This is a genomic window from Gordonia insulae (assembly GCF_003855095.1).
Classification (GTDB): Bacteria; Actinomycetota; Actinomycetes; order Mycobacteriales; family Mycobacteriaceae; genus Gordonia; species Gordonia insulae.
Window position 1 is genome coordinate 3,831,360 of record NZ_CP033972.1, and the last position, 24,739, is coordinate 3,856,098.

Here is a 24,739-nt window from a genome sequence, read left to right on the forward strand (position 1 = left end):
AGGAGCACGGGTGACGGGCCGCTCCGACAGGGCAGACCGCGCCCCGACTCTCGCGGTGGCGGTGTTGGCATTCGTCCAGTTCGTCATCGTCGTCGACGAGACGACGGTCTCGTTGCTCGGGCCCGCGGTGGCTCGCGACCTCGGCCTGGGTGATGAGGCCCGCCAATTGCTCGTGACCCCGTTTGCAGCCGGCTTCGTGTGCGCTCTGCCCGTCGCCGGAGTGGTTCTCCGACGAATCGACCCGCGTCGCGCACTGATCCCGGCGACCGCGGTCTTTGCCACCTCCGCCGCCGCCGGAGCGCTCGCCGACTCCGCGGCCCTGCTCGCGGCGACTCGGGTCGCTCAGGGCGCCTCGGGCGCCGTCACCGCCACCTGTGTGCTGGGAGCGCTACACATGCTGACCCGTGGCGCCCTCGGACGGCGCCGCGCCTTCGCCGTGTTCTCATTGGTGTCCGGATCCGGTGCGGTGGCCGCACTGGTTCTGGCGGGACCGTTGGCAACCGAATCGTGGAGGTGGTGTTTCGTCGCAGTCGCGGTCGCGGCTCTGGCGGGCGCCATTGGGTGGGCCGTCGTCCAACCGCCCCGGGTTGTCGGGCAGACGCATCATGCCTCGGGACCCGATCGGGTCGCAGACGACACGGGCCACCCGGTCGACCGACGGATCCCGACCATCGTGTCCTTCCTCGCCGTCGTGGGTGCGAACGCCGTATTGGCCGCAACCGTGATCTCGGTCAGCTTCGCACTCCAACAGGACCATTCGTGGTCACCGATGATGGCGGGTCTCGCGTTCCTGCCTCTCAACGCAGCGGCCGCCGTCGGAACCATCGTCATCGCAAGGAGCCGAACGCGAGGCGTGATCGGACGGACTCTATCTGCCGGCGTCATCGTGCTGGTGATCGGTTGCACGGCAACGGCGGCAGTCCCATCCGTTCCCGGTGCTCTGATCCTCGCGTTGCTTCCGGTCGGACTCGGGGTGGGGCTGGTGTTCCCCCTCGTCAACGACGGCAGTCTCGCGACGGCCGGCGCACGCCCGCTCGGCCGGGCCGCCATGCTCGGGGCGGCCCAACAGACAGGGCTGGCGTCCGGAGCGCTTGTGGCCGCCGCACATTCCGATGCCGCTCTCGGCGCGCTCGCCGTTGTACTCGCGATCACGACAGCAATCACGGTCATCGGCGCCCGAAGGCGTTGACTTTCAGTCGTCGCCCGATGCGATCGCCGCGGTCAGCGCTGGGCGACCTGCGTCGGGTAGATCGGCGCGGGAAGGTCCGACCGGCCGGCGAGGAACGCGTCGGCCGCGGCCGCGGCCGAACGGCCCTCGGCGATCGCCCACACGATCAACGACTGCCCGCGGCCGGCGTCACCGGCGACGAACACGCCCGGCAGCCCGACGGCGCCGAAGTCCTCGTCGCGGGCGATGTTGCCGCGCTGGTCGTACTCGACGCCCATCTTGTCGAGGAGGTCTTCGCGCTCGGGGCCGACGAAGCCCATCGCGAAGAGCACCAGATCGCATTCGAGTTCGAAGTCGCTGCCCTCGACCTTTTCGAACCGTCCGTCGTTCATCACGACCTCGTGGGCCTTGAGCGCGGTCACCTTGCCGTTCTCACCGATGAACTTCTCGGTGTTGACCGAGTAGACACGTTCGCCGCCCTCTTCGTGGGCCGACGACACGCGATACATCAGCGGGTAGGTCGGCCACGGAGTGGACTCGGCCCGCTCGTGCGGCGGCTTGGGCATGATCTCGAACTGGTGCACGATCTCCGCGCCCTGCCGCAGCGAGGTGCCGAGGCAGTCGGCGCCGGTGTCGCCGCCACCGATGATGACGACCTTCTTGCCCTTGGCGCTGATCTGGTCGGGGACCTGGTCGCCGAGCTGGATCCGATTGGACTGCGGGAGGAACTCCATCGCCTGGTGGACGCCGTCGAGCTCGCGGCCCGGGATCGGCAGGTCACGGCCGATGGTCGATCCGTTGGCGAGGACCACCGCATCGAAGTCCGCGCGCAGCTGCTCCACGGTGAGGTCGACGCCGACGTTGACGCCGGTCCGGAAGACGGTGCCCTCGGCCTCCATCTGCGCGAGACGGCGATCGATGTGGCGCTTCTCCATCTTGAACTCAGGGATGCCGTAGCGCAGCAACCCGCCGATGCGGTCGGCCCGCTCGAACAGCGTCACGTCGTGCCCGGCGCGGGTGAGCTGCTGTGCCGCAGCCAGTCCGGCGGGACCCGAACCGACCACGGCGACGGACTTGCCGGTCTTCTCGGCCGGCAGGACCGGCGTCACCCAGCCGTTGTCGAAGGCGTTGTCGATCAGCTCGACCTCGACCTGCTTGATGGTGACCGCGGGCTGGTTGATGCCCAGCACGCACGACGCCTCGCACGGTGCCGGGCAGAGCCGGCCGGTGAACTCGGGGAAGTTGTTGGTCGCGTGCAGCCGCTCGATACCGTCGCGCCACCGGTCCTTGTAGACCAGGTCGTTCCACTCCGGGATCAGGTTGCCCAGCGGACAGCCGTTGTGGCAGAACGGGATACCGCAGTCCATGCATCGGCTGGCCTGGGTCTTCAGCTCCGACTTCTCGAAGTCGGTGTAGACCTCTTTCCAGTCGAGCAGACGCAGCTCGACCGGACGACGGTCGGGCAGCTCCCGTTCGGTGTGCTTGAGGAATCCTCTGGGATCAGCCACGTGCGGCCTCCATGATCGCTTCGTTCACGTCTCGTCCATCGCGTTCGGCCGTCTCGATCGCGAGCAGGACGCGCTTGTAGTCGCGCGGCATCACCTTGGCGAACCGCCCCTGGGTCTGCTCCCAGTCGTCGAGGACCGCGCCGGCGACCGGCGAATCGGTCTCCGCCCGGTGCTCTTCGATGATGCCGGCGAGGAACTCGATGTCCTCGGGCTCGAGCTCCTCGATGTCGACGAGTTCGGTGTTCAGGTTGGCGGCGAACGTACCCGCCGGGTCGTACACATAGGCGATTCCGCCGGACATACCCGCCGCGAAGTTGCGCCCGGTGTCACCGAGCACCACCACACGACCACCGGTCATGTACTCACACCCGTGGTCGCCCACGCCCTCGACGACGGCGGTGGCGCCCGAGTTGCGGACGGCGAACCGCTCGCCGACGACCCCACGCAGGAAGATCTTGCCGCTCGTCGCACCGAAGCCGATCACGTTGCCGGCGATGATGTTGTCCTCGGCCACAAAGCCTTCGGGAGTGTTGCGCGCGGGGCGCACCACCAGCCGGCCACCGGACAGGCCCTTGCCGACGAAGTCGTTGGCGTCGCCCTCCAGCCGCAGCGTGATGCCCTTGGGCACAAACGCGCCGAAGCTGTTACCGGCGGACCCGGTGAAGTCGACCATGATGGTGCCTTCCGGGAGTCCATGCGCGCCATAGGTCTTGGTGACCTCGTGGCCGAGCATGGTGCCCACGGTCCGGTTGACGTTGGTGATCTTCGAGCTGAACGAGACCCGGGTGCCGTTGTCGATGGCCTCCCGGCTCTGTGCGATCAGCTGCTGATCGAGCGCCTTGTCCAACGAGTGGTCCTGCACGCCCGAGCAGTACAGGTCCTGGTTCATGAACGGCGACTCGGGGATCGACAGCACCGACGACAGGTCGAGCTTGCCGGCCTTTGCCGAGCCCCAGTGCGCCAGCGCCTTCGCGGTGTCGAGCGTCTCGACGTGGCCAACCGCCTCCTGCAGCGTGCGGAAACCGAGCCGGGCGAGCAGCTCGCGCACCTCTTCGGCGATGAACAGGAAGAAGTTCTCCACGAACTCCGGCTTGCCGGTGAAGCGTTCGCGCAGCAGCGGATTCTGCGTCGCGACTCCGACGGGGCAGGTGTCGAGATGGCAGACCCGCATCATGATGCAGCCCGAGACCACCAGGGGTGCGGTCGCGAAACCGAACTCCTCGGCGCCGAGCAGCGCCGCGACCACGACGTCGCGGCCGGTCTTCAGCTGGCCGTCGACCTGCACCACGATGCGGTCGCGAAGACCGTTGAGCAGCAACGTCTGCTGGGTTTCGGCCAGGCCGATCTCCCACGGTGCGCCCGCATGCTTCATCGAGGTGAGCGGCGTTGCGCCGGTGCCGCCGTCATGACCCGAGATGAGCACGACGTCGGCGTGCGCCTTGGAGACGCCCGCCGCGACGGTGCCGACGCCGACCTCGGAGACCAGCTTCACGTGGATGCGGGCCTGCGGGTTGGCGTTCTTCAGGTCGTGGATCAGCTGAGCGAGATCCTCGATCGAGTAGATGTCGTGGTGCGGCGGCGGCGAGATGAGGCCGACACCCGGCGTCGAGCCACGGACCTCGGCCACCCACGGGTAGACCTTGTGCGGCGGCAGCTGTCCTCCCTCACCGGGCTTGGCACCCTGCGCCATCTTGATCTGAATGTCGGTGCAGTTGGTCAGGTAGTGCGACGTGACGCCGAAACGTCCGGACGCGACCTGCTTGATCGCGCTACGCCGCCAGTCCCCGTTCTCGTCGTGGTGGAATCGACGCGGATCCTCGCCGCCCTCACCGGAGTTCGAGCGTCCACCGAGCCGGTTCATCGCGATCGCCAGCGTCTCGTGCGCCTCGGCGGAGATGGAGCCGAAGCTCATCGCACCGGTCGAGAAGCGCTTGACGATCTCGCTCGCCGGTTCGACCTTGTCGATCGGGATCGGGTCGCGGTCACCGAAGTTGAAGTCGAACAGACCGCGCAGCGACGCCATCCTGCTCGACTGGTCATCGACGAGCTTGGTGTACTCCTTGAAGACCTTGTACTGCCCGGTCCGGGTGGAGTGCTGCAGCTTGAACACCGTGTCGGGGTTGAAGAGGTGGTACTCACCCTCACGCCGCCACTGGTATTCGCCGCCGATCTCGAGCTCGCGATGAGCGCGCTCGGTGGGCCGCTCGCTGAAGGCCAGGGCGTGCCTGCGCGCCACATCGGCGGCGATCTCGGCGAGACCGATGCCGTCGAGCTGGCTGTTCAGTCCGGTGAAGAACTCGTCGACGGTGTCCTGCGACAGGCCGATGACCTGGAACAGCTGCGCACCGGTGTAGGAGGCCACGGTGGAGATGCCCATCTTGGACATCACCTTGAGCACACCCTTGCCGGCCGCCTTGATGTAGTTCTTCCGCGCGGTCGGGAAGTCGATACCGCCGAGCGCGCCGCGCTCGACCATGTCCTCGATGGACTCGAAGGCCATGTACGGGTTGACCGCAGCGGCACCGAAGCCGACGAGGGCCGCCACGTGATGGACCTCGCGGCAGTCACCGGACTCGACGATGAGCCCGACGCGGGTGCGCTTGCGTTCGCGGACGAGATGGTGGTGCACGGCCGCGGTCAGCAGCAGCGATGGGATCGGCGCCAGCTTCTCGTCGGACTCGCGGTCGGACAGCACGATGATCGAGACGCCGTCGTCGATGGCGGCGCTGACCTTGGCGCGGATCTCGTCGAGCGCCCGGCGCAGACCTTCGCCACCCTCGGAGACCTCATAGAGCCCGTGGATGTGTGCACTGCTGAAGTCCGGCAGGTCGTCGTTCTCGTTGATCCGGACCAGCTTGGCGAGGGTGTCGTTGTCAATGACCGGCGACGGCAGCGAGATCTGCCGGCACGACTCCGGACCCGGGTGCAGCAGATCGGCTTCCGAGCCGATGGTGCCGCCGATGCTGGTGACCACCTCTTCACGGATCGCGTCCAGCGGCGGGTTGGTCACCTGCGCGAACATCTGCTGGAAGTAGTCGAACAGCATGCGCGGACGGGCCGACAGCACCGCGATCGGGGTGTCGGTGCCCATCGAACCGATCGCCTCGGCGCCGGTCGTGGCCATCGGCGCGACCAACAGGTTGAGCTCTTCGTCGGTGTAGCCGAACACCTGCTGACGCAACGTGACCCGGTCGTGCGGCATGTGCACGTGCGGGAGTGCCTGGACCTCGTCGATGTGGACCAGACCCGCGTCGAGCCATTCCTGGTACGGATGCTCGGCGGCGAGTTCGTCCTTGATCTCCTCGTCGTCGACGATGCGCCCGGCGGCGGTGTCGACCAGGAACATACGTCCCGGCTGCAGGCGCAGTTTCTGCACCACGTCGGCGTGGTCGATGTCGAGGACGCCGACCTCCGACGCCATCACGACGAGTCCGTCCTTGGTGACCCAGATCCGGCTGGGCCGCAGGCCGTTCCGGTCCAGCACGGCGCCCACGACGGTGCCGTCGGTGAAGCAGACCGACGCCGGTCCGTCCCACGGCTCCATCAGCGCGGAGTGGTACTCGTAGAAGGCCTTGTGTTCCGGCTTCATCGACTCGTGACGTTCCCACGCCTCGGGGATCATCATGAGGACCGCGTGCGGAAGGCTGCGACCACCGAGGTGCAGCAGTTCGAGCACTTCGTCGAACCGTGCGGTGTCCGAGGCTCCCGGCGTACAGGTCGGGAAGATCTTCTGCGCGACATCCGCATCCCCGAACGCGCTCGCATCGATGAGCGCCTCACGGGCCCGCATCCAGTTCTCGTTGCCGGTGACCGTGTTGATCTCACCGTTGTGCGCGACCCGACGGAACGGGTGGGCCAGCGGCCACGACGGGAAGGTGTTGGTGGAGAAGCGCGAGTGCACGAGTCCGAGCGCGCTCTCGACGCGGGAGTCCTGCAGGTCGAGATAGAACTCGCGAAGCTGCGGGGTGGTCAGCATGCCCTTGTAGACGAACGTCTGGCCGGACAGGCTGGGGAAGTACACGGTCTCGCGTCCGGGGCCGTCGGCGCCGGCACCCTTGGTGCCGAGCTCGGCCTGCACGCGCTTGCGCACGACGAACGCCTTGCGCTCGAGGTCCATACCCGATGCACCCGAGATGAAAACCTGCCGGAAGGTCGGCATCGCGTCGCGGGCCAATGCGCCGAGCGAGGTCTCGTTGGTCGGCACCTCGCGCCAGCCGAGCAGCGTCAGCCCCTCGGCCTCGATGATCTTCTCGACGCCCTCGGTCGCCACGCGCGCGTCCTCGGAGCCCTGCGGCAGGAAGGCGATACCGGTGGCGTACGAGCCCTCGGCCGGCAGTTCGAAGTCGACGCTTTCGCGCAGGAACCGATCGGGCACCTGGATCATGATCCCGGCGCCGTCGCCCGTGTTGGGCTCGGCTCCGGCCGCACCGCGGTGTTCGAGATTCACCAGCGCGGTGATGGCCTTGTCGACGATGTCGCGGCTGCGCCGCCCATGCATGTCGACGACGAATGCGACACCACAGGAGTCGTGCTCGTTGACCGGGTCATAGAGGCCCGTAGGGCCTGGAGCATGCTTCATAAGTTCGCCTCACTCTGTGCGCGACGCTGCGCACGCATTCACCATTACGTGTCCTTGCGGGACACCTCAGTGTGTCCTCGGCGACCCCGACCACCGGCCGCTTCTCCTGTACCCCTAATCCTTGGGCTGACCTGGGGTTATATCGGCCGTGTGGCGGTGTCCGTGCCAGCGTCGTTGCTGACGGCGCACCCGGGTTCGAACTGTTCTACCCGGCACCACCCTGCTCGGTGAAAGCATTGTCGGCCATTTTCTCACGACCGGTGCCCACTATCGAAATCCGGATAGCACAACTGTGACGATTGCGCAGCTTACGCGGCCGAAAGCACCCTGGAGCGACCCCGGTTCGTCTAGCGTCAGCAGCGTGCGCACGCCCACCTCGGAGCAGCAGTGGCGACCGGTCGGTCGAGGGTCACTGCGGTCTCGCGCGATCAACAGCTATCTGTCCCGGGTCTCGGCCCCTCTGATGACGGCCGCCGGCCTCGGCGGGGCGCTCCCGCGGGCCCAGATGATCACCGCGATGCGACCCGGTGTGAACCGATCGCTGGCGGCCCTCTCCCCGGTCCCGGACGGCACCCGGATCGAGGCAGTGCGCGAGTCCTTCGGCGACGGACGGGTGCGCGGCGAGTGGGTCAGCGCACATGCCGGCCCACCTCGGGGCACACCGGGCGATCAGACGATCCTCTACTACCTACACGGCAGCGGGTACGTCATCTGCTCGCCGCGCACCCATCGCGGTCTGGTGGCGCGTCTGTCCCGCCGCACCGGATGGTCGGCCTTCAGCCTCGACTACCGACTCGGGCCCGAGTACCCGTTCCCGACCGCGGGCGACGACGCCATCCGCGGCTACCACTGGCTGCTCGACGCCGGCTACCGCGCTGATCAGATCGTGGTGGCCGGCGATTCGGCCGGCGGTCACCTCGCCGTCGACCTGATCGCCGACAATCACCAGACCGGGACACCCCAGCCGGCCGGGCTCGTCGTCTTCTCCCCGCTCTACGATCCGACCTTCGATCTGGCGGTCGCCAACCAACTTCGCGGAACCCGCGACCCTCTCATCGATGCCGTTGCTGCACAACGCATTCTGCGCCTGTACACGCGCGGGGCCGAGGCCGATCACCCCCGGATGAGAATCGCTCTGACGCCGGAGATGTCGCTTCCACCGACGCTCATCCAGGTGGGTCAGTACGAGGTGATGGGCGACGACGCGCGTGCGATGTACCGCGCGTTCACAGCGGCGGGTGGCGATGTGCGCCTGCAGGAATGGCCGGGTCAGGGACACGTGTTCCAGATGTTCCCATTGTTTTCCCCCGAGTCACGACAGGCGCTGAACGAGGCCGCGGGCTTCCTCGGTCAGGTGGTCAGCCGCTGACCCGTGCACCTCGTCGCCCGCGGGTCGCCGGTCCGGGAGCACCACATGACGGAGATACCAGTAGAGCATCAGCACACTGGCCATGCTGTGGAACAGGTGCAGGATCAGCGCCGGCCCGACCGGCAGATCGAGCACATAGACGAGGTAGATGAGGTTGCCGACGTTTGCCAGGGCGATGTTGCCGGGACTGTAGGACCTCACGTCCCTGGTCCGCCATGCCTTGACCAGCATCGGCAGCGTGCTGGCCGCGAAGACTGCGGTGGCGACACCTCCGGCGAGAATCGGGATGTTCATGGCTCGCTCCCACGACTCCGGACTTCAGAACCGTTGTCCGACCACGGGGCTCGTCGCATACCGGTCGCCACCCTGTGCATAGTTGAGGTGGACCTGCGCATAGACCTCGTCGTCGTCATCGAATGCGTTGTCGTCCTCGTTCAGGTACTCGCGCGGGACAGCCATCACCTTCAGGTAGTGCAGGCCGTCGTCGGCGGCGACCAGGTGCCCGCCCGGCATCGTGCCGGTGCCGGTCACCAGGCGCTCGAACAGCACCGGATCACCTGTGCCGACGTCGTCGCCGCGCAGCGTGTAGCGCACCCCGCCGACCCGCTGATCGACCATGTACTTGATGATCGTGTCGGCGTCGACCCGGCTCATCCGGAAGACGCCCTCGATGGTGATCCGGATGTTGTACGGATCGGTCTGGTAGGCGGTGAGCCGAGCGCCGGTCGCGCGGGGCGCCGCGTGCGCATCGCCGGCCGCGCCGGCCATCGGTGCGATCACGCCGGCCGCGATCGCGGCGGCGGCGACCACCGGCGCCACGCGCGCCCAGCCGCGGCGATGGTGCTGTGGCCGAGCGGGCGTGTTCGGGGCGTTGCGCTCGCGAGGTGAGATGTTCATGGTGTGCTCCGATCGTCGGGTCGTGCACCCGTGCATTCGACGGGCATGACCCACGATCGGCGGCGGCGAGCGGATACTCATCGGGGAAACCTCCCCAAGTTCCGAACGCGTGCGGAGTCAGTCGACGACGCCGAGCGCACGCGCGCGGCGTACCGCTTCCCGTCTGCCGGCCACCTCGAGACGACTCAGGATCGCCGACACGTGGTGGTCCACGGTCTTCTCCGACAGGAACAGCCGTTGGGCGAGTTCGGCATTGGTGAGCCCGTCGCACATCAACGCGAGCACCTCGGCCTGACGTGGGGTGAGTCCGGCCGGGTGCGCCATGCTCGCGCGGCGTCGCCGGGACGGCACCGCCGCCACCCCCGTGGCGCGGAGATCACGCCGCAACTTGTCGGCGACCAGGTGGGCACCGAGGCGATCCAGCGCGGCGAGTCCGCGTGCGATCCGGTCCGGGTTCCCCGATTCGACGGATGCGAGGGCGCCTTCGTAGGTGATGCCGAGACCGTCGAACGACTCTGCGGCACCCGCGATGTCGCCCGCGAGCTGCTGCCGGTAGGGCTCGGCGAGCCGCTCGGCGACGGCGTCCGCGGGGAAACCGACCGCGGTACGGCGTAACCACACCGCCAGGTCCCCGCGCGACCACTCCAACCCGGCGGCATCGGTGTCCACGAGCAGTCTGACAAACGTGTCGGTGCGAGGGTCGGCGACGCCGGTCAACCATGACCGCTCCACCAACGCGGACGCGGCGGGCATGAGGCGCAACGGTTCTCCGTATCGTTCGACCAGATCCCAAGCCCGTTCGAGATCGTCGGCCCCACCGCCGGTCGACCGCAGCGCGACCAGCCCACTCACCAGCAGCGGCCAGATCTTTGTCAACGGTGCCGACCCGCTGTCGAGGACCTCGGCGCAATCCGCCTTCGCCCCAACCCAATCGCCACGGATGAGACCGAGTCTCCCGCGGGAACCGACCTGCCACGCGCGGCACACCGGCAGGTCACGCTCGACCGTCATCCCGATCCCGGTCGCGAGCAGATCGGTCGCCTCGACGATCCGGCGCTGTTCCACATCGAGATAGGTGAGGTTGCTGTATCCGCTCGAATAGATCTCGTCGAGGTGCGCAGGCGCGTGGGCCAGCCGCTCGAGCACCGCCTGCCGGCCGGCCGGGGTCCCGTCCATCACATCGCAGCACCCCGCGATGATGTCCACCCTCGCGGCGAGTTCGGGAGAATCGAGACGGGTCGCGAGTTCACGCGCGCGAGCCAGATCGCGACGGGCGTCGTCGACCCGGCCCGCCTGCATGGCCAGGAACGCCGACATCGCGTGGCCGTGTCCAGACGCGACCGCGGCCGGGCCGGCCTGCGTCGAACCGACGGTCGCGGCAATGGATTGGGCGACGTGGTGGTCCGCGGCGGCACGATTGGCGTTGTACCACTCGTAGACGGCGAGGGCGTGGTGGTCGGCGCTGACACCGGCGGCGTCATGGCTCGCGGTCCGAAGGGCCAGCGCGCGGGTACCCGCCGCGACGGCCTCGTCGAGCCGATCGATCAGGTAACACTCCCAGGCGAGCAGCTCCAACAGCTCGGCGTCGGCCGAATCGTCGCTGCCGCCCGCGGACAGTGCCATCCGGAAGAACTCCGCACTCTGCTGGTGTGCCCCTGACCTCGCGGCGACCCGGCCCGCCTCGGCCGCAGCGGCCCGCAGGCGCGTGTTGTCCCCCGCGCCGCGCGCGTGATGGACGATCACCGCGGGGTCCGCACCGACCGCATCGTAGGCGGCGATCATCCGCTGGTGCAGCGCCGGTTCGGCTCCCGGCGGGATCACCGTCTGCACCGCGTTGCGGCAGAGGTCGTGGCGGAAGGACACGCCGCGTGGGGTGCGCTGGATGAGGCGGGTCTCCCCGAGCCGCTGCAGTCCGGACGAGGGGATGGCCAGTTCGGCGATCACGGTCTCGCTGATCGCACCCGGCGCACAGGCGAGCAGGTTGAGTACCTCCCAACCCGACGAGTCCAGACCGACGGTGCGGGCGAGTACGGCGTCGCGTACCGAGGCGGGCAGATCGACACCGCGGTGGGCGAGCATCTGATCGACGAAGAAGGGATTCCCACCGGTGCGTCGATGCAGCTGCTGCGCATCCAGCGCCCGATCGCCGATCATCGACGCCACCCCGTCGACCGAGAGGGGCGACAGCGCAATGGATCGCGCGTTCTCGGTGCGCGCGATGTCGCCGAGCAACAGTCGTACCGGGTCCGCGTCGACGACGAACTCGCCCTCGCGTGCGGTGATGATCACCATCGTCGTACTGCGCCCGACCCGTCGCAGGAGGTGCCGTAACAGGTCGATGGTGCCCTGGTCCGACCAATGCGCATCGTCGATGACGAAAATTGTTGGCTGCGAGCTGAAGTCGTCCCAGACGGCGTCGAACATCTGGTAGGCGTGCTCGGCTTTGGTGAGCGCCTCCCGGGTCCGGGGGAGCAGATCCCGCGCGACGTCGTGCAGGGGCCCGAGGGGGCGTGGCGTGGCGAGTGGGTCGCAGACGCCCCAGAGCACTCGATCGTTGTCGGGCCGTTGCCGGGTGAACTCTTCGATCAGCGCGGTCTTCCCGGCGCCCGCCTCGCCGGTGATCATGACGAGATTGCCCTCGCCACCGTGCGCACGTGTCGCCAGGGCGGTCAGCGCCGCCAACTCGCCGTCACGTTCGATCAGGCCCACGCACAGACAATAGGCGCGGTCGTCTGGGCTGGACAAGACCACGAAAGATGGGTGACTCCTCCCGATGTGACGACGGATCCGGTGGCGGGACTCTGGGTGGGCATAATTCCTTCGACCAGGAGAATCCGATGAACACCACCCCCACGGACCCCACCATGAAGACCTTCGTCATCGAACGCGAGATGCCCGGCGCGGGAGCCCTCGACACCGCCGCGCTGGTGGAGATCTCGCGCACGTCGAACGCGACCGCGGCGACACTGGGTGTGCCGTATCGCTGGGTCACCAGTTACGCCGCCGGCGACAAGGTCTACTGCATCCACCAGACCGACAGCGAGTCGACGGTGCGGGAGCATTCGCGGAGAGCGGGCTTCCCGTGCACGACCGTCACCGAGGTGGGCACGGAGTTCGGCCCTCGGACAGCGGAGCTACTGCTGCCACGGTGATCCCGATGTCCACCAATCGGTGGACATCGTCATCCACCGGTACATCGGCCGGTCGGCGGAGTTCGTCTCGACCCGGATCCCGGGAAAGTCATTGGTGTCACCACGACCACACGGTCCACCCACACCAGCACCGACCCACCCGAGGAGAACCCGATGAACACCACCACCCGCCGCATCACCGCCACCACCGTCGGCCTCGCCGGGATCGCCGCGGCAGCCGGCATCGGCCTGCTGGGTGCGGGCGCCGCGAACGCCGGCACCATGCCGGTCACCCACCCGGGCGAGCCGTCGGTCGCGATGACGATCACCAACCACACCGACAAGGTCGAACACCTCATCAGCTCCGGCACCAGCGGCAACGGTGTGTGGGTCAACGGCCCCAAGCAGACCCTGGGACCCGGCGCCAGCGAGACGATCACCGCGGTCGCCCCACAGGGCAGCAAGCTCGCGGTCAACGTCGCCTACAAGATCGGCGTCGGCGGACCCACCGCGACCTATGAGGTCCTCAACTCGCAGTCCAACACCAATGTCGGCACCAGCGGGATCTCCGGTCCCGGAGCGTCGCACTACTGGATGGCCCACAACTTCAGCAGCCACTTCCCGGCGACGAATGTCGGCTTCGACCAGTGGTGAACGACCTGCGGTGAGTGGAGGACGCCCACCCACCATGCCGGCGCAGACCCGCGACGATCATCGTCGCGGGTCTTCGCGTGTGTCCGGGTGAGTGCTCACGGCGGTAACGATGTGCGCGACGTCGGGGATAGTCCGGGTAGGTGGCGTGTGTCGTGATCGAGTCTCTCGCGTGTCCTGGCGGCACCAAGGCGCGCCAACCGTGCAGATGACCACCCTGGGCGCCGGGCGCCCGACGATGCGGGTGTTGACCACAGAAGGGGTTTCGACATGAGGCACAGAAGGTTTCGCATCACGACCACAACAGCCGTCCTGGCCACCGCCGGCGCTGTCGGAGCGCTGGTGATCGGCGGGACCGGATTGTCGGGGCAGGCCGCCGCAGCGCCCAGCGCCGAGTATCCGCTGACAAACTGCATCGGACCGAGCCCCAATATCGTTGATCTGCCCTACAACCCGACACGGATCATCGTCTCCGACTACGCCGGGACCACTTGGCTGACGACCGAGTTCAGCAGCTTGTGGGGCTACCGGTCGGCGGTCCGTCTGGACCTGCAGAACCTGGCGACCGGAAAGCGGGTCACCAAGCTGTCGGACCGCGCGGTCTCCCCGCCCTACGTCGGTACCCATCAGATCTCGCTGCCGACGTCGCAGATCGGAAAGGGCAGGGTCAAGGCCACCCTGAGCTCGGTCAATCGGAATGCGCTGTGGGCGATCCCGGCGACGACCTGCAGCGGAGTGATCCAGGTCCGCTGACGGGCGGGCGGGCAGGATCTGCGGTACACCGACGAGTCGGCGGCATCGGTGCCGCCGCGTGTCGAGAACATCAGCGCCGGCTGAGACGATGGCCGCATGACGACAGAGCGGTTCGACGAGTTGATCGCGGCGGGCGCATCCGCGGACGTATCGGGGTGGGATTTCTCGTGGTTGGACGGACGCGCGTCTGAAGAACGGCCGCCCTGGGGATACGCACGTCGACTGGGCGAGCGACTTCGCTCGGCCTCGGCCTCAGTGGACATCCAGACCGGTGGCGGGGAAGTGCTCTCCGAGGCAACGGTTTTCCCGCCGACCGCCGTGGCCACCGAGTCGTGGCCACCGAATATCGCCCGCGCGACCGAACTGCTTCATCCTCGCGGTGTGGTTGTGGTGGCCGACCCCGATGAACCACCCCTGCCGTTCTCCGATGACGCATTCGATCTGGTCACCAGCCGACACCCCGCCACGATCTGGTGGGACGAGATCGTCCGCGTCCTCCGACCCGGCGGCACCTACTTCGGCCAGCACGTCGGCCCTGCCAGCGGGTTCGAGCTGATCGAGTTCTTTCTCGGACCACAGTCCGCAGCGCGCCGGCGTCGTCATCCCGATGACGAAGTGGCGGCCGCAACGGCCGCCGGCCTCGACGTCGTCGACGTGCAGACCGCGACCCTGCGAATCGAGATCCACGACATCGCGGCGGTGGTGTATCTGCTCCGCAAACTGATCTGGTGGGTGCCCGGATTCACCGTCGAGAAGTACCTCGACAGATTGCTCGACCTCCACACCCTGATCACCGACGGCGGACCATTCGTCACGCACTCGACCCGCCACCTCATCGACGCTCGCGCGCGGGGCTGAACCGGCGAGGCGTGTGCTCAGTCCCCCGCCTTCGTATTGATCCGCAACCGCCGACGCCGGATCCGCCCGGCCTCCGACCCGTAGCCCTGCCGGTCGGCCGCCTCGGCGAGCCGCCGGTCCAGCGGGGTCACCCAGTCACGGTCGACCGCGGCGTCGAGCGCGGTCAACCGTTCGCGGAGCGGCTCGTGCTGATCGTCGGGGCATTGCTCCATCAGCGTCTCCAGCAGGGCGCGCAACCGTCGCTGCACCTGGATGGAACTCCGACTGTAATGACGGATCTGATCGGTTGCGATGCCCACGTAGTCGCCCCAGGTGCGCCGGTAACCGCCGATCATCGTGAGGCTGTTGTCGTGTTCGTCGGCGCGGACCCGCGGCCCGAGCAACAGCAGCAGATCCTCGGAGTGATCAAGCGCCTGGACCGCCCGGCTCGGGTCGTTGATGGCCGGCGACAGCGCCTTGAGCGCCACATCCGAGATCGCCTGCAGCGCTGCCGCGGGGCTCACCGACGGGCGATGCGTGTCGCCGAACAGCAGGCACGTCAGGAGTTGGTGTGTGCGGACGTCCCGATGGTCGCCGATGATCTCGAAGACGCCGGCGTTGTGCGGCACATAGTCACCGATACCGACGAGCAGATCGACGCGGACGTTCCACCGGATCGCCAGGCGCTGGATGCGCACGAGGTCGATGGCCAGCAGCACTCGCCCCCTGGTCGGGGTGTCGCGCAACGTCACGACCAGGCTCACCGGCCGCTGATCCTCGTCCACCTCTCCGCCGTGGACCGGGAACGACGTTCGGCTCTCCGGCATGACGTCGGGGTACAGGCGGTAGACCGCCGCCCGACCTTCGGATTCGATCCAGCGCAGCAATTGTGACGAGTTCAGGATGCTCCCGACCTTGCCGACCAGCACGATGAACATGAACGTGCTGACAAGGGTGAGGAAGATGGCGATCGTCGTCGAGATGACCGGCGCGACTTCTTCATCGGCGACGGTCGCGAGGTCGACGGCGACAATCACGGTGAACGCGAAGGTGGACAGGAACAGACCGATCGAGGCCCGCATCACCCCGTCCTGCTGCAGCATCGGGATCACCCGGATCGAGATCTGCGAGGCGCCGAACTGCATGGCGAGGGTCACCGCGGTGAACACCAGGCCGGTGAGCGTGGCCATCGCTCCAGCGATGACGCCGAGCAACGTCGCGGTGGTGCCGGCGTCGAGTTCGTAGGTGCCGAAATTGTCATCCAGTCCGACGGCGACGAGTCCCGCGATGATGGCCACCGTCACCATCACCGTGGGCAGACGCCACGGCGGGTCGCGGCGGAGTTCGCGCCGGGTGCGACGCCACCGCAGCGCTGCCGCAATGCGATTGGGTGCGCTCGGCGCCGGCACGGCCCCGTGGTCGACCATGGCGACCGCGGGCAGCGCGGCGGCGGTCGCAGTCGGTTCGGGCACACCGAACCGTCCGGCCACCGCCTCCTGGACCACGATCTTCCAGCGCACCACCGGTTCCCGGTACCGCTGCTCGCGGCGGATCGACTTGGCCATCTTGCCCGGCCGCTTCGTGTACCGCCATCGCGCCCACGGGGAGCGCGGTCGCGCGATCCGGATGGCGCCGAAGAACAGAAGCGGGGTGATGAACAACCCGATGAGTCCGGTCCACAGTTTGCCCTTCAGCAAGGTGATGATCGCGAGGGACACGACGATCACCAGCAGCACCAGGACCACCACCCGGGTGGTGTTGTCGCCGGCCTCCCGGTATTCGGTGACCTCGCCGAACCCGATCGGCCGCAAGCCCATCAGGAACAGCAGGCCGACTCCGATCGCGACGAACACCGCGTCGATCGAGGACCGGCCCTCTTCTTCCCAGTACACGTCCCGCAGGTGCAGGATCAGCGCGAACTCGTCGAGCACGAGGGCGCAGCCGATACCGAACAACGACGCCAGAACACAATTCGCGATCGGCGTCTCGAAGGTCGCCAGGGCCACGAAGGAGAACCCGGAGATGAGCATGAGCAGCACACCGAAGAACTCGTGGTGCATGTGCACACCGCCGGGAGTCACGTTGCCCGGCCACCAACTGACCTCGGCGCGGATCATCCGCACGCTGAAGCGGATGAACAAGAACGTCAGCACGAACGCGACGAGCAGGAAGAACAGCGGAAGCCGACCTGTGTCGACGATCGTCTGATCGAACCATCGCGCCATGGTGCGACCCTACTGCGCTGCGAGTTCTGCCGTCACGGACTCCGCGGTGGCCCTATCCTGAGCCGGTGGATGCCCTGGTGACCGTGGTGGTGGTCGACGATCACCCGTTCTTCCGAGACGGTGTTTCACGTGGCCTCACCCAGAGTGGCCGCGTCCGGGTCGTCGGCGAGGCCGGCGACGGTGCCGAAGGGCTCGAGGTGATCCGCCGCGAACAGCCCGACGTCGCTGTCGTCGACTATCAGATGCCGGGAATGACCGGTGTCGATGTGGCACATGCGGTGGCCCGGGACGGGTTGCCCACCAAGGTGCTGCTGCTGTCTGCCGTCACCGACGGCCCGATCGTCTTCCGCGCGCTGGAGGAAGGGGCGTCGGGCTATCTGTCCAAGGACGCCGATCGGGACGAGATCGTGGGCGCGGTGACCCGCGTGGCCAAGGGGGAGACCGTCGTCCCGCCCGAACTCGCCGCCGGGCTCGTCGGCGAGATCCGCGTCCGGTCGCAGTCGGATGCACCTGCCCTCAGTGAACGCGAGCGTCAGGTGCTGACGGGCTTCGCTCGCGGCCAGTCGATCCCGCAGGTCGCCGCCGAGCTCTACATCGGTGCGTCGACGGTCAAGACGCACACCCAGCGTCTGTACGAGAAGCTCGGCGTCTCCGACCGCGCGGCCGCGGTCGCCGAGGCGATGCGTCGTGGCCTCCTCGAGTAGCCCGGCGCCCCTGCTGGGGCTGGCCGAACTCGCCGACGAACAGCGCATCGACACGATCCTGATCGATCACGCGTTGCAGGGCATCCGGATTCAGGTGCTGTTGCGTCTGCTGCTCTCTGTGTTCGTCCTGTTGTCGGTGTCCCTCGAACCGCCCGTGTACAACGCACCGATCTGCATCGCGATCGCCGCGGCGTACGTGGCGTGGTGTGTGCTGGGCGTCATCCTCGCACCGCGGGCCGGTATCCTCGCCATCCGGTTCTCCTGGCTCACCCTGTTCGTCGATCTCCTGGTCCTCGTCGCGGTGACCGCGGTGGCCAGCGAGTCGGACCAGATCAGTTGGACCGCAGACGTTCTGGTCACCGGCTTCGCACTCGTGCCGATGATCGCCGCGATCAGCATGCGCCCCATGGTGTGCGCCGCCGTGGTGGCGCCGACAGTCGTGGTCTACTTCGTCGCGAACGTCATCGCCCGCGTCCCCAACGGACGGCCGTGGACGGTGATCGCGCTGAGCACCTTTGTCATCGCGGTACTCGCGCTCGGCGCGGTGCTGCTGTCCCGCCTCCAGCGCTCCCGCGTGGTGACCATCGGATCGCTGGCCGCCGAACGCAGCCGGCTGCTCGACGACGTCATGCAGATCGAGCACCGCGAGCGTCGCGACCTCGCCGAACACCTGCACGACGGCGCCCTGCAGTACGTGCTCGGCGCACGTCAGGAACTGGCCGGGCTCGCCGACGCGAGCCCCGATCCCGAGGTCGTCCAGCGGATCGACGAGGCACTCCGCGAGTCCGCCCGCCTCCTGCGCTCGACGCTCGGGGAGCTCCACCCGGCCGTGCTGGAGCAGGCCGGCCTTGCGGTCGCGCTCACCGACCTCGCCGACTCGATCGAACGACGAGGCGCGTTCAGCATCTCCGTCGACACCGTGGGCTGGCCCGACAATCTCCGGACGACGGTCGATCCCGTCCTGTTCGCCGCGGCGCGCGAGTTGTTGACGAATGTGGTGAAGCACGCGCAGGCGACGTCGGTGCAGCTGACCGCGGAGGTCGACGAGGGCCGCGGCCGGGTGGTGGTGGTCGACGACGGCATCGGTGTCGACCCCGAACAACTCACCGGTCGGGTGGCCGGCGGTCATATCGGCCTCGCGTCCCGACGTGTCCGGCTCGAGGGGCAGGGCGGAACACTCACCATCGCACCCCACCCCGCCGGCGGTACCGTCGCGATCGCGGAGGTACCTGTGCCCCAGCCCAAGCTGTAGCTATAGCTGTGACGAACCGGCCTCAGTCGCGGCCGAACCTGATCAACCCCGGGACGTCGGCAGGCGACGTCCACCCATCCCGCGCGAAGCCGGCCCACAGCCTGCGCAGCCGGCGCCCGTTCTGCTCCACCTCGGACCACTTGTGCCCGACCAGAACCGGGGCCCCGTCCCACGTCGTCTGATCACCGAAGAGCAGCGGGATGTCCACGGTGTGTGCCGCGCGCAAGGGATTGCCCGGCACTCCCCATTCCAGGACGTAGCGCGCCGCGAGTCCGCCGACTCGTCGGTGACGCCGGATGAATTCGTCTGCGGCACTGGTGTAGACCGCTTTGGTGACACCCCGCACGATCAACTCGTAGAGGGCGGGCCCGGCGATCGGGATCTTCTGCAGTCCACCCAGTAGCGAGATACCTGCGGTGAAGAACGCCGCCTCGCGGGCGTTCCAGCCGACGAGGATCTCCACGTCGGCGGCTCGATGCTCCCACGCGGTGTCGACCTGGTCCTCGGCCGGAAGAGGTGCGTGACCGTACTGCGTGCCGAACGCCATCAGTGCGCCCCGGCCGTGGCGGAGCAGGGCGGGGTTGCGGGCCAACGCACTCTGCGTCGCCAAGACCTCGTCGACGGGTGTGGTCGAGTCGATCTGCCGCGTCGCGTCGACCATCGCCGCGCACATGCCCGCACGACCGCGCGCGAGTCCCAGTGGGGCGCTTTGCATGATCACCCGCCGGAACAATCCCTCGGTGCCGTCGGCGATCATCAGATGCGCGGCGGCATCCGCCCCGGCGGACTCGCCGAACACGGTGACGGAGTCGGGGTCGCCGCCGAACGCCGCGACGTTCCGCCGCACCCACCGCAGCGCCTCGATCATGTCCAACAGGCCCAGATTCGCCGGACGGTTGACCCCGTCGCCGACGAAGCCGAACAGCCCGAGCCGATAGCCGACCGACACGACCACGATCCGTTGTTCGGCAACGAGATTCGCCGGATCGTGACACGGCGCATCCGCGGCACCCAGCACGTAGGAGCCCCCGTGAATCCACACCATGACCGGCAGCTCCTCGTCGGGGTCACGGTCGATGGGCCTGGTGACCGAGACCCTCAGACAGTCCTCGTCGCCCGTGAGATCGCCGAGCGCGGCATCGCCGAGCTGATCTCGCAGCAGATTGTCGGACTCGTTCTGTGGACATGCGGGCGACCACATCGTCGCGTCGATCGGTTCCGTCGAGGCGGGCTCCGGCGTCGGTATCTCGAAGCGACCGGCACGCGCGTAGCGGATCCCGGTCGCGCGGATCACCGCACCATCCACTCGGCCGACGACGGTGCCCGCCGGGCACTCGAATGTGACGGTGTCGACGTGGGTCTCGGTCATGGTGCTCCTTCGCCTACGGCTGCTCGCTGAGGATCCAGTCAACCACCACGTCCACTGATCGGGGGACACCCGCATCAACCTGCGGATCAACCGGTCGGTGGAGTTCCCCTGTCACCGACCCAGGGCAGAGTCATGGGTGTCGCCGGAACGAAGATTGGAGAACATATCGAGCAGAACCGAACAGTCACTCCCCTTCATCGAATCCCCGCCCTCCTCCCCTGGGCGGGGATTCGAGTCACTGCCGGCGCCAGAACGACGCCGAGCCCGCGACCTCGTGAGGTCGCGGGCTCGATCTGCGGTGGTGACCGCGGGGGATCAGGGCACGAGCGATTCCAGGGAACCGAAGGCACCGCCTGCGCCGGTCGCCGCGAAGTTCGTCGTGCAGCCGTTGAACGAGACGTTGTCGACGTTCACCTTGCCGGCCTTCTCGTTCGGCTGGCTGGAGATGCCGTAGTGATCGACCACGGTCTTCTTCCCACCGGTGTTGGCGGCCGCGATGAGCTGCGCGAGGGTGGCGTTTGTGCCACGGGTGATCCCGGGCAGGTCGCGGGTGGCCCACCACTGGTTCGACGTACTGGCATCCGCCTTGCCGGCGCCCTCGGGTGCAGACCAGACAAGTGTCGCGAATCCGTCACTCTGACCCGTATCCGCGCCGGTCACACGGATTTGCCAGTTCGCATTTCCGCCGGTCTTCTCGAATGTGAGCGGCTTGTTGGCGATATCAGCCAGCGGCACCTTTCCGGCGGCGTGATACGACGCCTGACGTGGGGTTTCGGCGGTGGTGGTGAAACCGAGCGACCCGTCGTCGTCGACGACCTTGGTCTCCGTCACCTTACCGGCCTGGCCCCGCTCGTCCGAGAACGTGTTTCCCCACCCATTTGCGCTGGTAGGAGTGGACACTCGGGCACAATTGCCCTCCGACACCGGAGCCGCCGTGGCCACCGTCGGCACCGCGAAGGACGCTGCGCCCAGGGCTGCTCCGACAACAATTCCACGAATGACATTTCGTCGCATACGGATTCTTGCCCCCATCTCGTTTGTTGGTGGATAACCACACGAAACTAACAAATTGATCGAAGGGTATCCACCCTGTTCGAAAAGAATTCGGCATCGACATCACAAATGAACAGATGATATTAGGAAATATTCATTCGGAGAATCCGACCTCGGTTACGACCCCGAAATCGAGGCGGGCGAGGTCAGCGCGATGCGACCACGAAATCCCGGAACCGCTCCGCCGCCTCGGACAACGGCTGCGGCCGAAACCACGTGAGGCCGATCTCCCGGGATTCGCCGGTCAACGGGACCAGCGCGACATCGCGAGCACGGACCGCATCGTCCACGGGGACGACACCGACGCCCAGACCGGCACCGACGAGACCCGTGATCGTCGACAACTCGGCCGACGAGAACGTGATCGCCGGGGCGATGTCGGCGGCGGCGCACAGTTCGTCGAAGATCCGCCGCATGCCGAATCCGCGTTCCATGACGATGAACTCCTCATCGGCTGCCTCCGCGAGGCCGATCGTCGTGCGGTCGGCGAACCGGTGTCCGCGCGGCACCACCAGTGCGAGTTCCTGCTCGGCGATGGCGAACCAGGCCATGTCGGTTCGCATCGGGCGGGGCGACACGATGGCGAGGTCGGCGTCCCCGTCGGCGACGTGGTCGACGACCGTCGCCGCGGCATCCTGGGTCAGCGTGAACCGCGCCTGCGGATTCTGGTCGCGGAACCGTCGGATCAGATCCGGCACCAGCGTGACTCCGAAGGAGTGCAGGAACGCCAGCCGCACCATCCCCTGTGCGGGCCTGCGCATCTCGTCGACCTCGCGGCGGGCGGCATCGAGTTGGGCCCGTGCGCGACGCGCCCGCTCGAGATAGACCCGGCCGAACCGGTTGAGCACCAGACGCCGGCCGTGCCGTTCGAACAAGTCGACCCCGAGATCGTGTTCGAGCCGGCCGACGAACCGCGACAGCGTCGGCTGCGAGACGTGCACCTGCTCACCGGCCGCGGTCAGGTTCTCGGCTTCCGCGATGGCGATGAACCAGTCGAGTTCGTGGTGCATCACATCATCCTATCTGCAGTTATTCATTTATGAATGATCTGTCACACATCGATTCATTTTGAGCAACAGCGGTTGCGGTGTGACGCTTGAGCGCAATGACGACGACGGCCACCACCACACCGACGGCCCGCCACCTCCCGGTTTCGGCGGGATATCGACGCGCGACGGTCGCGCTGTTCGCCGCGGGCATGACGACCTTCATGGCGCTGTACTACGTACAGGCACTGCTGCCGCAACTCTCGGACCATTTCGGCATCTCCCCGACCACCTCCGCGCTCGCGGTGTCGTTGACGACCGGATTCCTGGCGGTCGCGATCATTCCCGCGAGCGTCCTCTCCGAACGATTCGGGCGTGTTCGCGTGATGGTGATCTCCGCGGTCGCCGCGTCCCTGATCGGCATCCTGCTGCCCTGGTCGCCGACGATCGAGGTGATGCTCGCCGGACGGGCGCTGCAGGGCGTGCTCTGCGCCGGGGTGCCCGCTGTCGCGATGGCCTATCTCGCGGAGGAGGTCGACGGACGCTCCCTCGGCACCGCGATGGGCCGGTACGTCGCGGGCACGACGATCGGCGGCCTGACCGGGCGACTCATCCCCGGGTTCGCCGTCGACCTGGTGTCGTGGCAGTGGGCGCTGGAGATCGCGTGCCTCGTTTCCCTGGCGTTCGCGCTCGTTTTCTGGAAGACGGTTCCGGCGTCGCGATTCTTCACCGCGCAGCACGTGTCGCCGACGACGACATTGCGCAATCTCCGCGATCACCTGCGCGATCCCGCGTTGCTGCCGCTGTTCATCGTCGCGTTCGTGCTGATGGGCGGGTTCGTCACGGTCTACAACTTCCTCGGATACCGCCTGCTGGAGCACCCCTTCGACCTCAGCGAGGCTGTCGTCGCGACCGTGTTCCTCATGTATCTGGCCGGCACGTTCTCCGCCACCTACGCGGGTCGCCTGGCCGACCGGATGGGCCGTCGGGGCGTGCTCGTCGCATCCGTGCTCATCATGCTCGCCGGCCTTGGACTGACCGTCCCGGATTGGTTGCCCACGATCCTCGTCGGCATGTTCCTGTTCACCGCCGGCTTCTTCGCCGCCCACTCCGTTGCCAGCGGCTGGGTCTCGGCACGCGCCACGGACCACCGCGCGGAAGCGTCGTCGCTCTATCTGTTCCACTACTATCTCGGCAGCTCGGTCGTGGGAGCGCTTGGCGGACTGGCCTTCTCGTCGTTCGGCTGGGCCGGTGTGGCGGGCTATGTCGGCGTGCTGGTGCTCGTCGGCATGGGACTGGTGGTGTTCAGGTCCAGTGCTCGGTGATCGCCTCGATCGTGGATATCACCGAGTCGGCGTCACCTTCCGGCGTTCCGTCCGGACGCACGGTGACGTCGTTGCCGAGGAGATCGATGATGCCTTCGGCATATGCCTGATCGGGGTCGGTGCGCGTCTCGAGCTCTGCCGCGGCCTCTGCGCCGGCATGCGCCAGCACGCTCGCCCGGATACGCGCTCTCTGATCGTCGCTGAAGGGTTCCAGGAAACGCATCACTGCCTCCATCCTGCCCGGTTACGCGGCCAGCATGTCACGACCTTGCCTTGACTGTTCAGTACGACTGTCGCGTTGCGGCCGTCGTAGCGGAAGGTCGTGCCGTACGGACCCGACTGCCGGACCACGCGAACGGGATTGTGGACTGCGTCCTGCAACGCGCCATCATTCACGCCATGTCCATTCCTGTTGAGACGGTTGGCCTGGCCATGCTCGGTGTATCCGGTGATCCTCTTGGGCGCTGCCGGCGGCAATGCGGGTCGCTGCTTCGGCGGAGCGACCGCCATACAGCGTGCCCGCCACTGAGCCTGCTCGGCCCGCAGAGCTGCCGCCTCGGCGTTGTACGCGTTCGCCTGGGCCTGTTGCTGCGGCACCCGGAACACGTGGGGCTTGGCATTGTGTGCCTGTATCCGGGCCTGGATCGATCGCGCTTGGGCCGCGCAGGACGACGACGGTGCGGCGTCGGCAACCGCGGCGATCGTCGGCGAGCCGGAGAACACCAGACCCACCAGAACAAAAAGGAGAACGACTGCACGACGAGTCATCACGAGTCACCTGTCCGGACGAGAAGCTGCGTGGCGGAGTCACTTTCGATGTTCCACCCCGGCAACCGGTCGATCACCGGTCGTCTGCGGATCACGGTAACGAGCACCTCGGGTGGATGGCATCATTCATCCGGTCGATCGTTTCGGTGACCGACCCCGGGAAC

General features: G+C 67.5%; 20 protein-coding genes. 9 read left to right on the top strand and 11 right to left on the bottom strand.

Annotated elements, in window-relative coordinates; genetic code table 11:
* Positions 1–10: 10 nt before the first annotated feature.
* Complete coding sequence (locus tag D7316_RS17435) at positions 11–1,189, top strand: MFS transporter (protein WP_124709375.1); 1,179 nt, start codon at positions 11–13, stop codon at positions 1,187–1,189.
* Between the two features lie 32 nt (positions 1,190–1,221).
* Here the strand turns inward: D7316_RS17435 and D7316_RS17440 are convergent, their stop codons facing one another.
* A complete protein-coding gene (locus tag D7316_RS17440) occupies positions 1,222–2,676 on the bottom strand; it encodes a glutamate synthase subunit beta (protein WP_124709376.1) in 1,455 nt (484 codons plus the stop codon).
* Positions 2,669–7,255 carry a glutamate synthase large subunit gene (gene gltB / locus D7316_RS17445; RefSeq protein ID WP_124709377.1) on the bottom strand — a complete coding sequence of 1,529 codons (4,587 nt, stop codon included), beginning with the start codon at positions 7,253–7,255 and terminating at the stop codon, positions 2,669–2,671. Before gltB ends, D7316_RS17440 begins: the two co-directional genes overlap by 8 nt.
* Positions 7,256–7,616: 361 nt before the next feature.
* Here gltB and D7316_RS17450 point away from each other — a divergent pair, with 361 nt between their 5' ends.
* Positions 7,617–8,624, top strand: a complete 1,008-nt coding sequence (locus D7316_RS17450) for an alpha/beta hydrolase (RefSeq protein ID WP_232016954.1) — start codon at positions 7,617–7,619, stop codon at positions 8,622–8,624.
* Here D7316_RS17450 and D7316_RS17455 read toward each other — a convergent pair.
* From D7316_RS17455 to D7316_RS17465, 3 genes are all read right to left on the bottom strand, one after another.
* A complete protein-coding gene (locus tag D7316_RS17455) occupies positions 8,568–8,918 on the bottom strand; it encodes a PQ-loop repeat-containing protein (protein ID WP_197718256.1) in 351 nt (116 codons plus the stop codon). The two genes, D7316_RS17450 and D7316_RS17455, sit on opposite strands and share 57 nt — an antisense overlap.
* 24 nt (positions 8,919–8,942) lie before the next feature.
* Entirely contained in the window at positions 8,943–9,521 is a 579-nt protein-coding gene (locus D7316_RS17460; RefSeq protein WP_124709378.1) for a hypothetical protein, read from the bottom strand.
* Between the two features lie 117 nt (positions 9,522–9,638).
* Entirely contained in the window at positions 9,639–12,230 is a 2,592-nt protein-coding gene (locus tag D7316_RS17465) for an ATP-binding protein (protein WP_124709379.1), read from the bottom strand.
* A gap of 128 nt (positions 12,231–12,358) precedes the next feature.
* Here D7316_RS17465 and D7316_RS17470 point away from each other — a divergent pair, with 128 nt between their 5' ends.
* The 4 genes from D7316_RS17470 (at position 12,359) to D7316_RS17485 (ending at position 14,914) form a co-directional block, all read left to right on the top strand.
* Positions 12,359–12,673, top strand: coding sequence for a DUF4242 domain-containing protein (locus D7316_RS17470; protein ID WP_232016955.1), 315 nt, complete (start codon positions 12,359–12,361; stop codon positions 12,671–12,673).
* Between the two features lie 153 nt (positions 12,674–12,826).
* Entirely contained in the window at positions 12,827–13,306 is a 480-nt protein-coding gene (locus tag D7316_RS17475; protein ID WP_124709380.1) for a hypothetical protein, read from the top strand.
* Between the two features lie 267 nt (positions 13,307–13,573).
* The gene (locus tag D7316_RS17480; RefSeq protein WP_124709381.1) at positions 13,574–14,056 is read left to right on the top strand and encodes a hypothetical protein; all 483 of its coding nucleotides are present in this window, start codon (positions 13,574–13,576) and stop codon (positions 14,054–14,056) included.
* A gap of 96 nt (positions 14,057–14,152) precedes the next feature.
* Positions 14,153–14,914, top strand: a complete 762-nt coding sequence (locus tag D7316_RS17485; RefSeq protein WP_124709382.1) for a class I SAM-dependent methyltransferase — start codon at positions 14,153–14,155, stop codon at positions 14,912–14,914.
* Positions 14,915–14,931: 17 nt separating this feature from the next.
* On the opposite strand, the gene D7316_RS17490 is transcribed toward D7316_RS17485, so the two are convergent.
* Positions 14,932–17,118, bottom strand: coding sequence for a DUF2254 domain-containing protein (locus D7316_RS17490; RefSeq protein ID WP_124709383.1), 2,187 nt, complete (start codon positions 17,116–17,118; stop codon positions 14,932–14,934).
* A 65-nt stretch (positions 17,119–17,183) separates the two neighbouring features.
* On the opposite strand from D7316_RS17490, the gene D7316_RS17495 reads away from it, so the two are divergent.
* A complete protein-coding gene (locus D7316_RS17495) occupies positions 17,184–17,822 on the top strand; it encodes a response regulator (RefSeq protein ID WP_124709384.1) in 639 nt (212 codons plus the stop codon).
* A complete protein-coding gene (locus D7316_RS17500) occupies positions 17,806–19,074 on the top strand; it encodes a sensor histidine kinase (RefSeq protein ID WP_124709385.1) in 1,269 nt (422 codons plus the stop codon). Before D7316_RS17495 ends, D7316_RS17500 begins: the two co-directional genes overlap by 17 nt.
* A 22-nt stretch (positions 19,075–19,096) precedes the next feature.
* Here D7316_RS17500 and D7316_RS17505 read toward each other — a convergent pair whose 3' ends face one another.
* The 3 genes from D7316_RS17505 to D7316_RS17515 all read right to left on the bottom strand — a co-directional run bounded on the left by D7316_RS17505 (position 19,097) and on the right by D7316_RS17515 (position 22,506).
* Positions 19,097–20,443, bottom strand: coding sequence for a carboxylesterase family protein (locus D7316_RS17505; protein WP_124709386.1), 1,347 nt, complete (start codon positions 20,441–20,443; stop codon positions 19,097–19,099).
* A 315-nt stretch (positions 20,444–20,758) separates the two neighbouring features.
* Positions 20,759–21,274, bottom strand: coding sequence for a hypothetical protein (locus D7316_RS17510; RefSeq protein ID WP_408610019.1), 516 nt, complete (start codon positions 21,272–21,274; stop codon positions 20,759–20,761).
* A gap of 368 nt (positions 21,275–21,642) precedes the next feature.
* Positions 21,643–22,506, bottom strand: a complete 864-nt coding sequence (locus D7316_RS17515) for a LysR family transcriptional regulator (RefSeq protein ID WP_197718257.1) — start codon at positions 22,504–22,506, stop codon at positions 21,643–21,645.
* A 95-nt stretch (positions 22,507–22,601) separates the two neighbouring features.
* Between D7316_RS17515 and D7316_RS17520 the strand changes: the two genes are divergently transcribed.
* Entirely contained in the window at positions 22,602–23,807 is a 1,206-nt protein-coding gene (locus tag D7316_RS17520; protein WP_124711414.1) for an MFS transporter, read from the top strand.
* On the opposite strand, the gene D7316_RS17525 is transcribed toward D7316_RS17520, so the two are convergent.
* Together D7316_RS17525 and D7316_RS17530 are read right to left on the bottom strand one after the other, a co-directional pair.
* Positions 23,788–24,030 carry a hypothetical protein gene (locus D7316_RS17525; protein WP_124709389.1) on the bottom strand — a complete coding sequence of 81 codons (243 nt, stop codon included), beginning with the start codon at positions 24,028–24,030 and terminating at the stop codon, positions 23,788–23,790. The two genes, D7316_RS17520 and D7316_RS17525, sit on opposite strands and share 20 nt — an antisense overlap.
* Entirely contained in the window at positions 24,030–24,575 is a 546-nt protein-coding gene (locus D7316_RS17530; RefSeq protein ID WP_124709390.1) for a hypothetical protein, read from the bottom strand. The genes D7316_RS17525 and D7316_RS17530 overlap by 1 nt, the downstream gene beginning before the upstream one ends.
* Positions 24,576–24,739 lie beyond the last annotated feature (164 nt).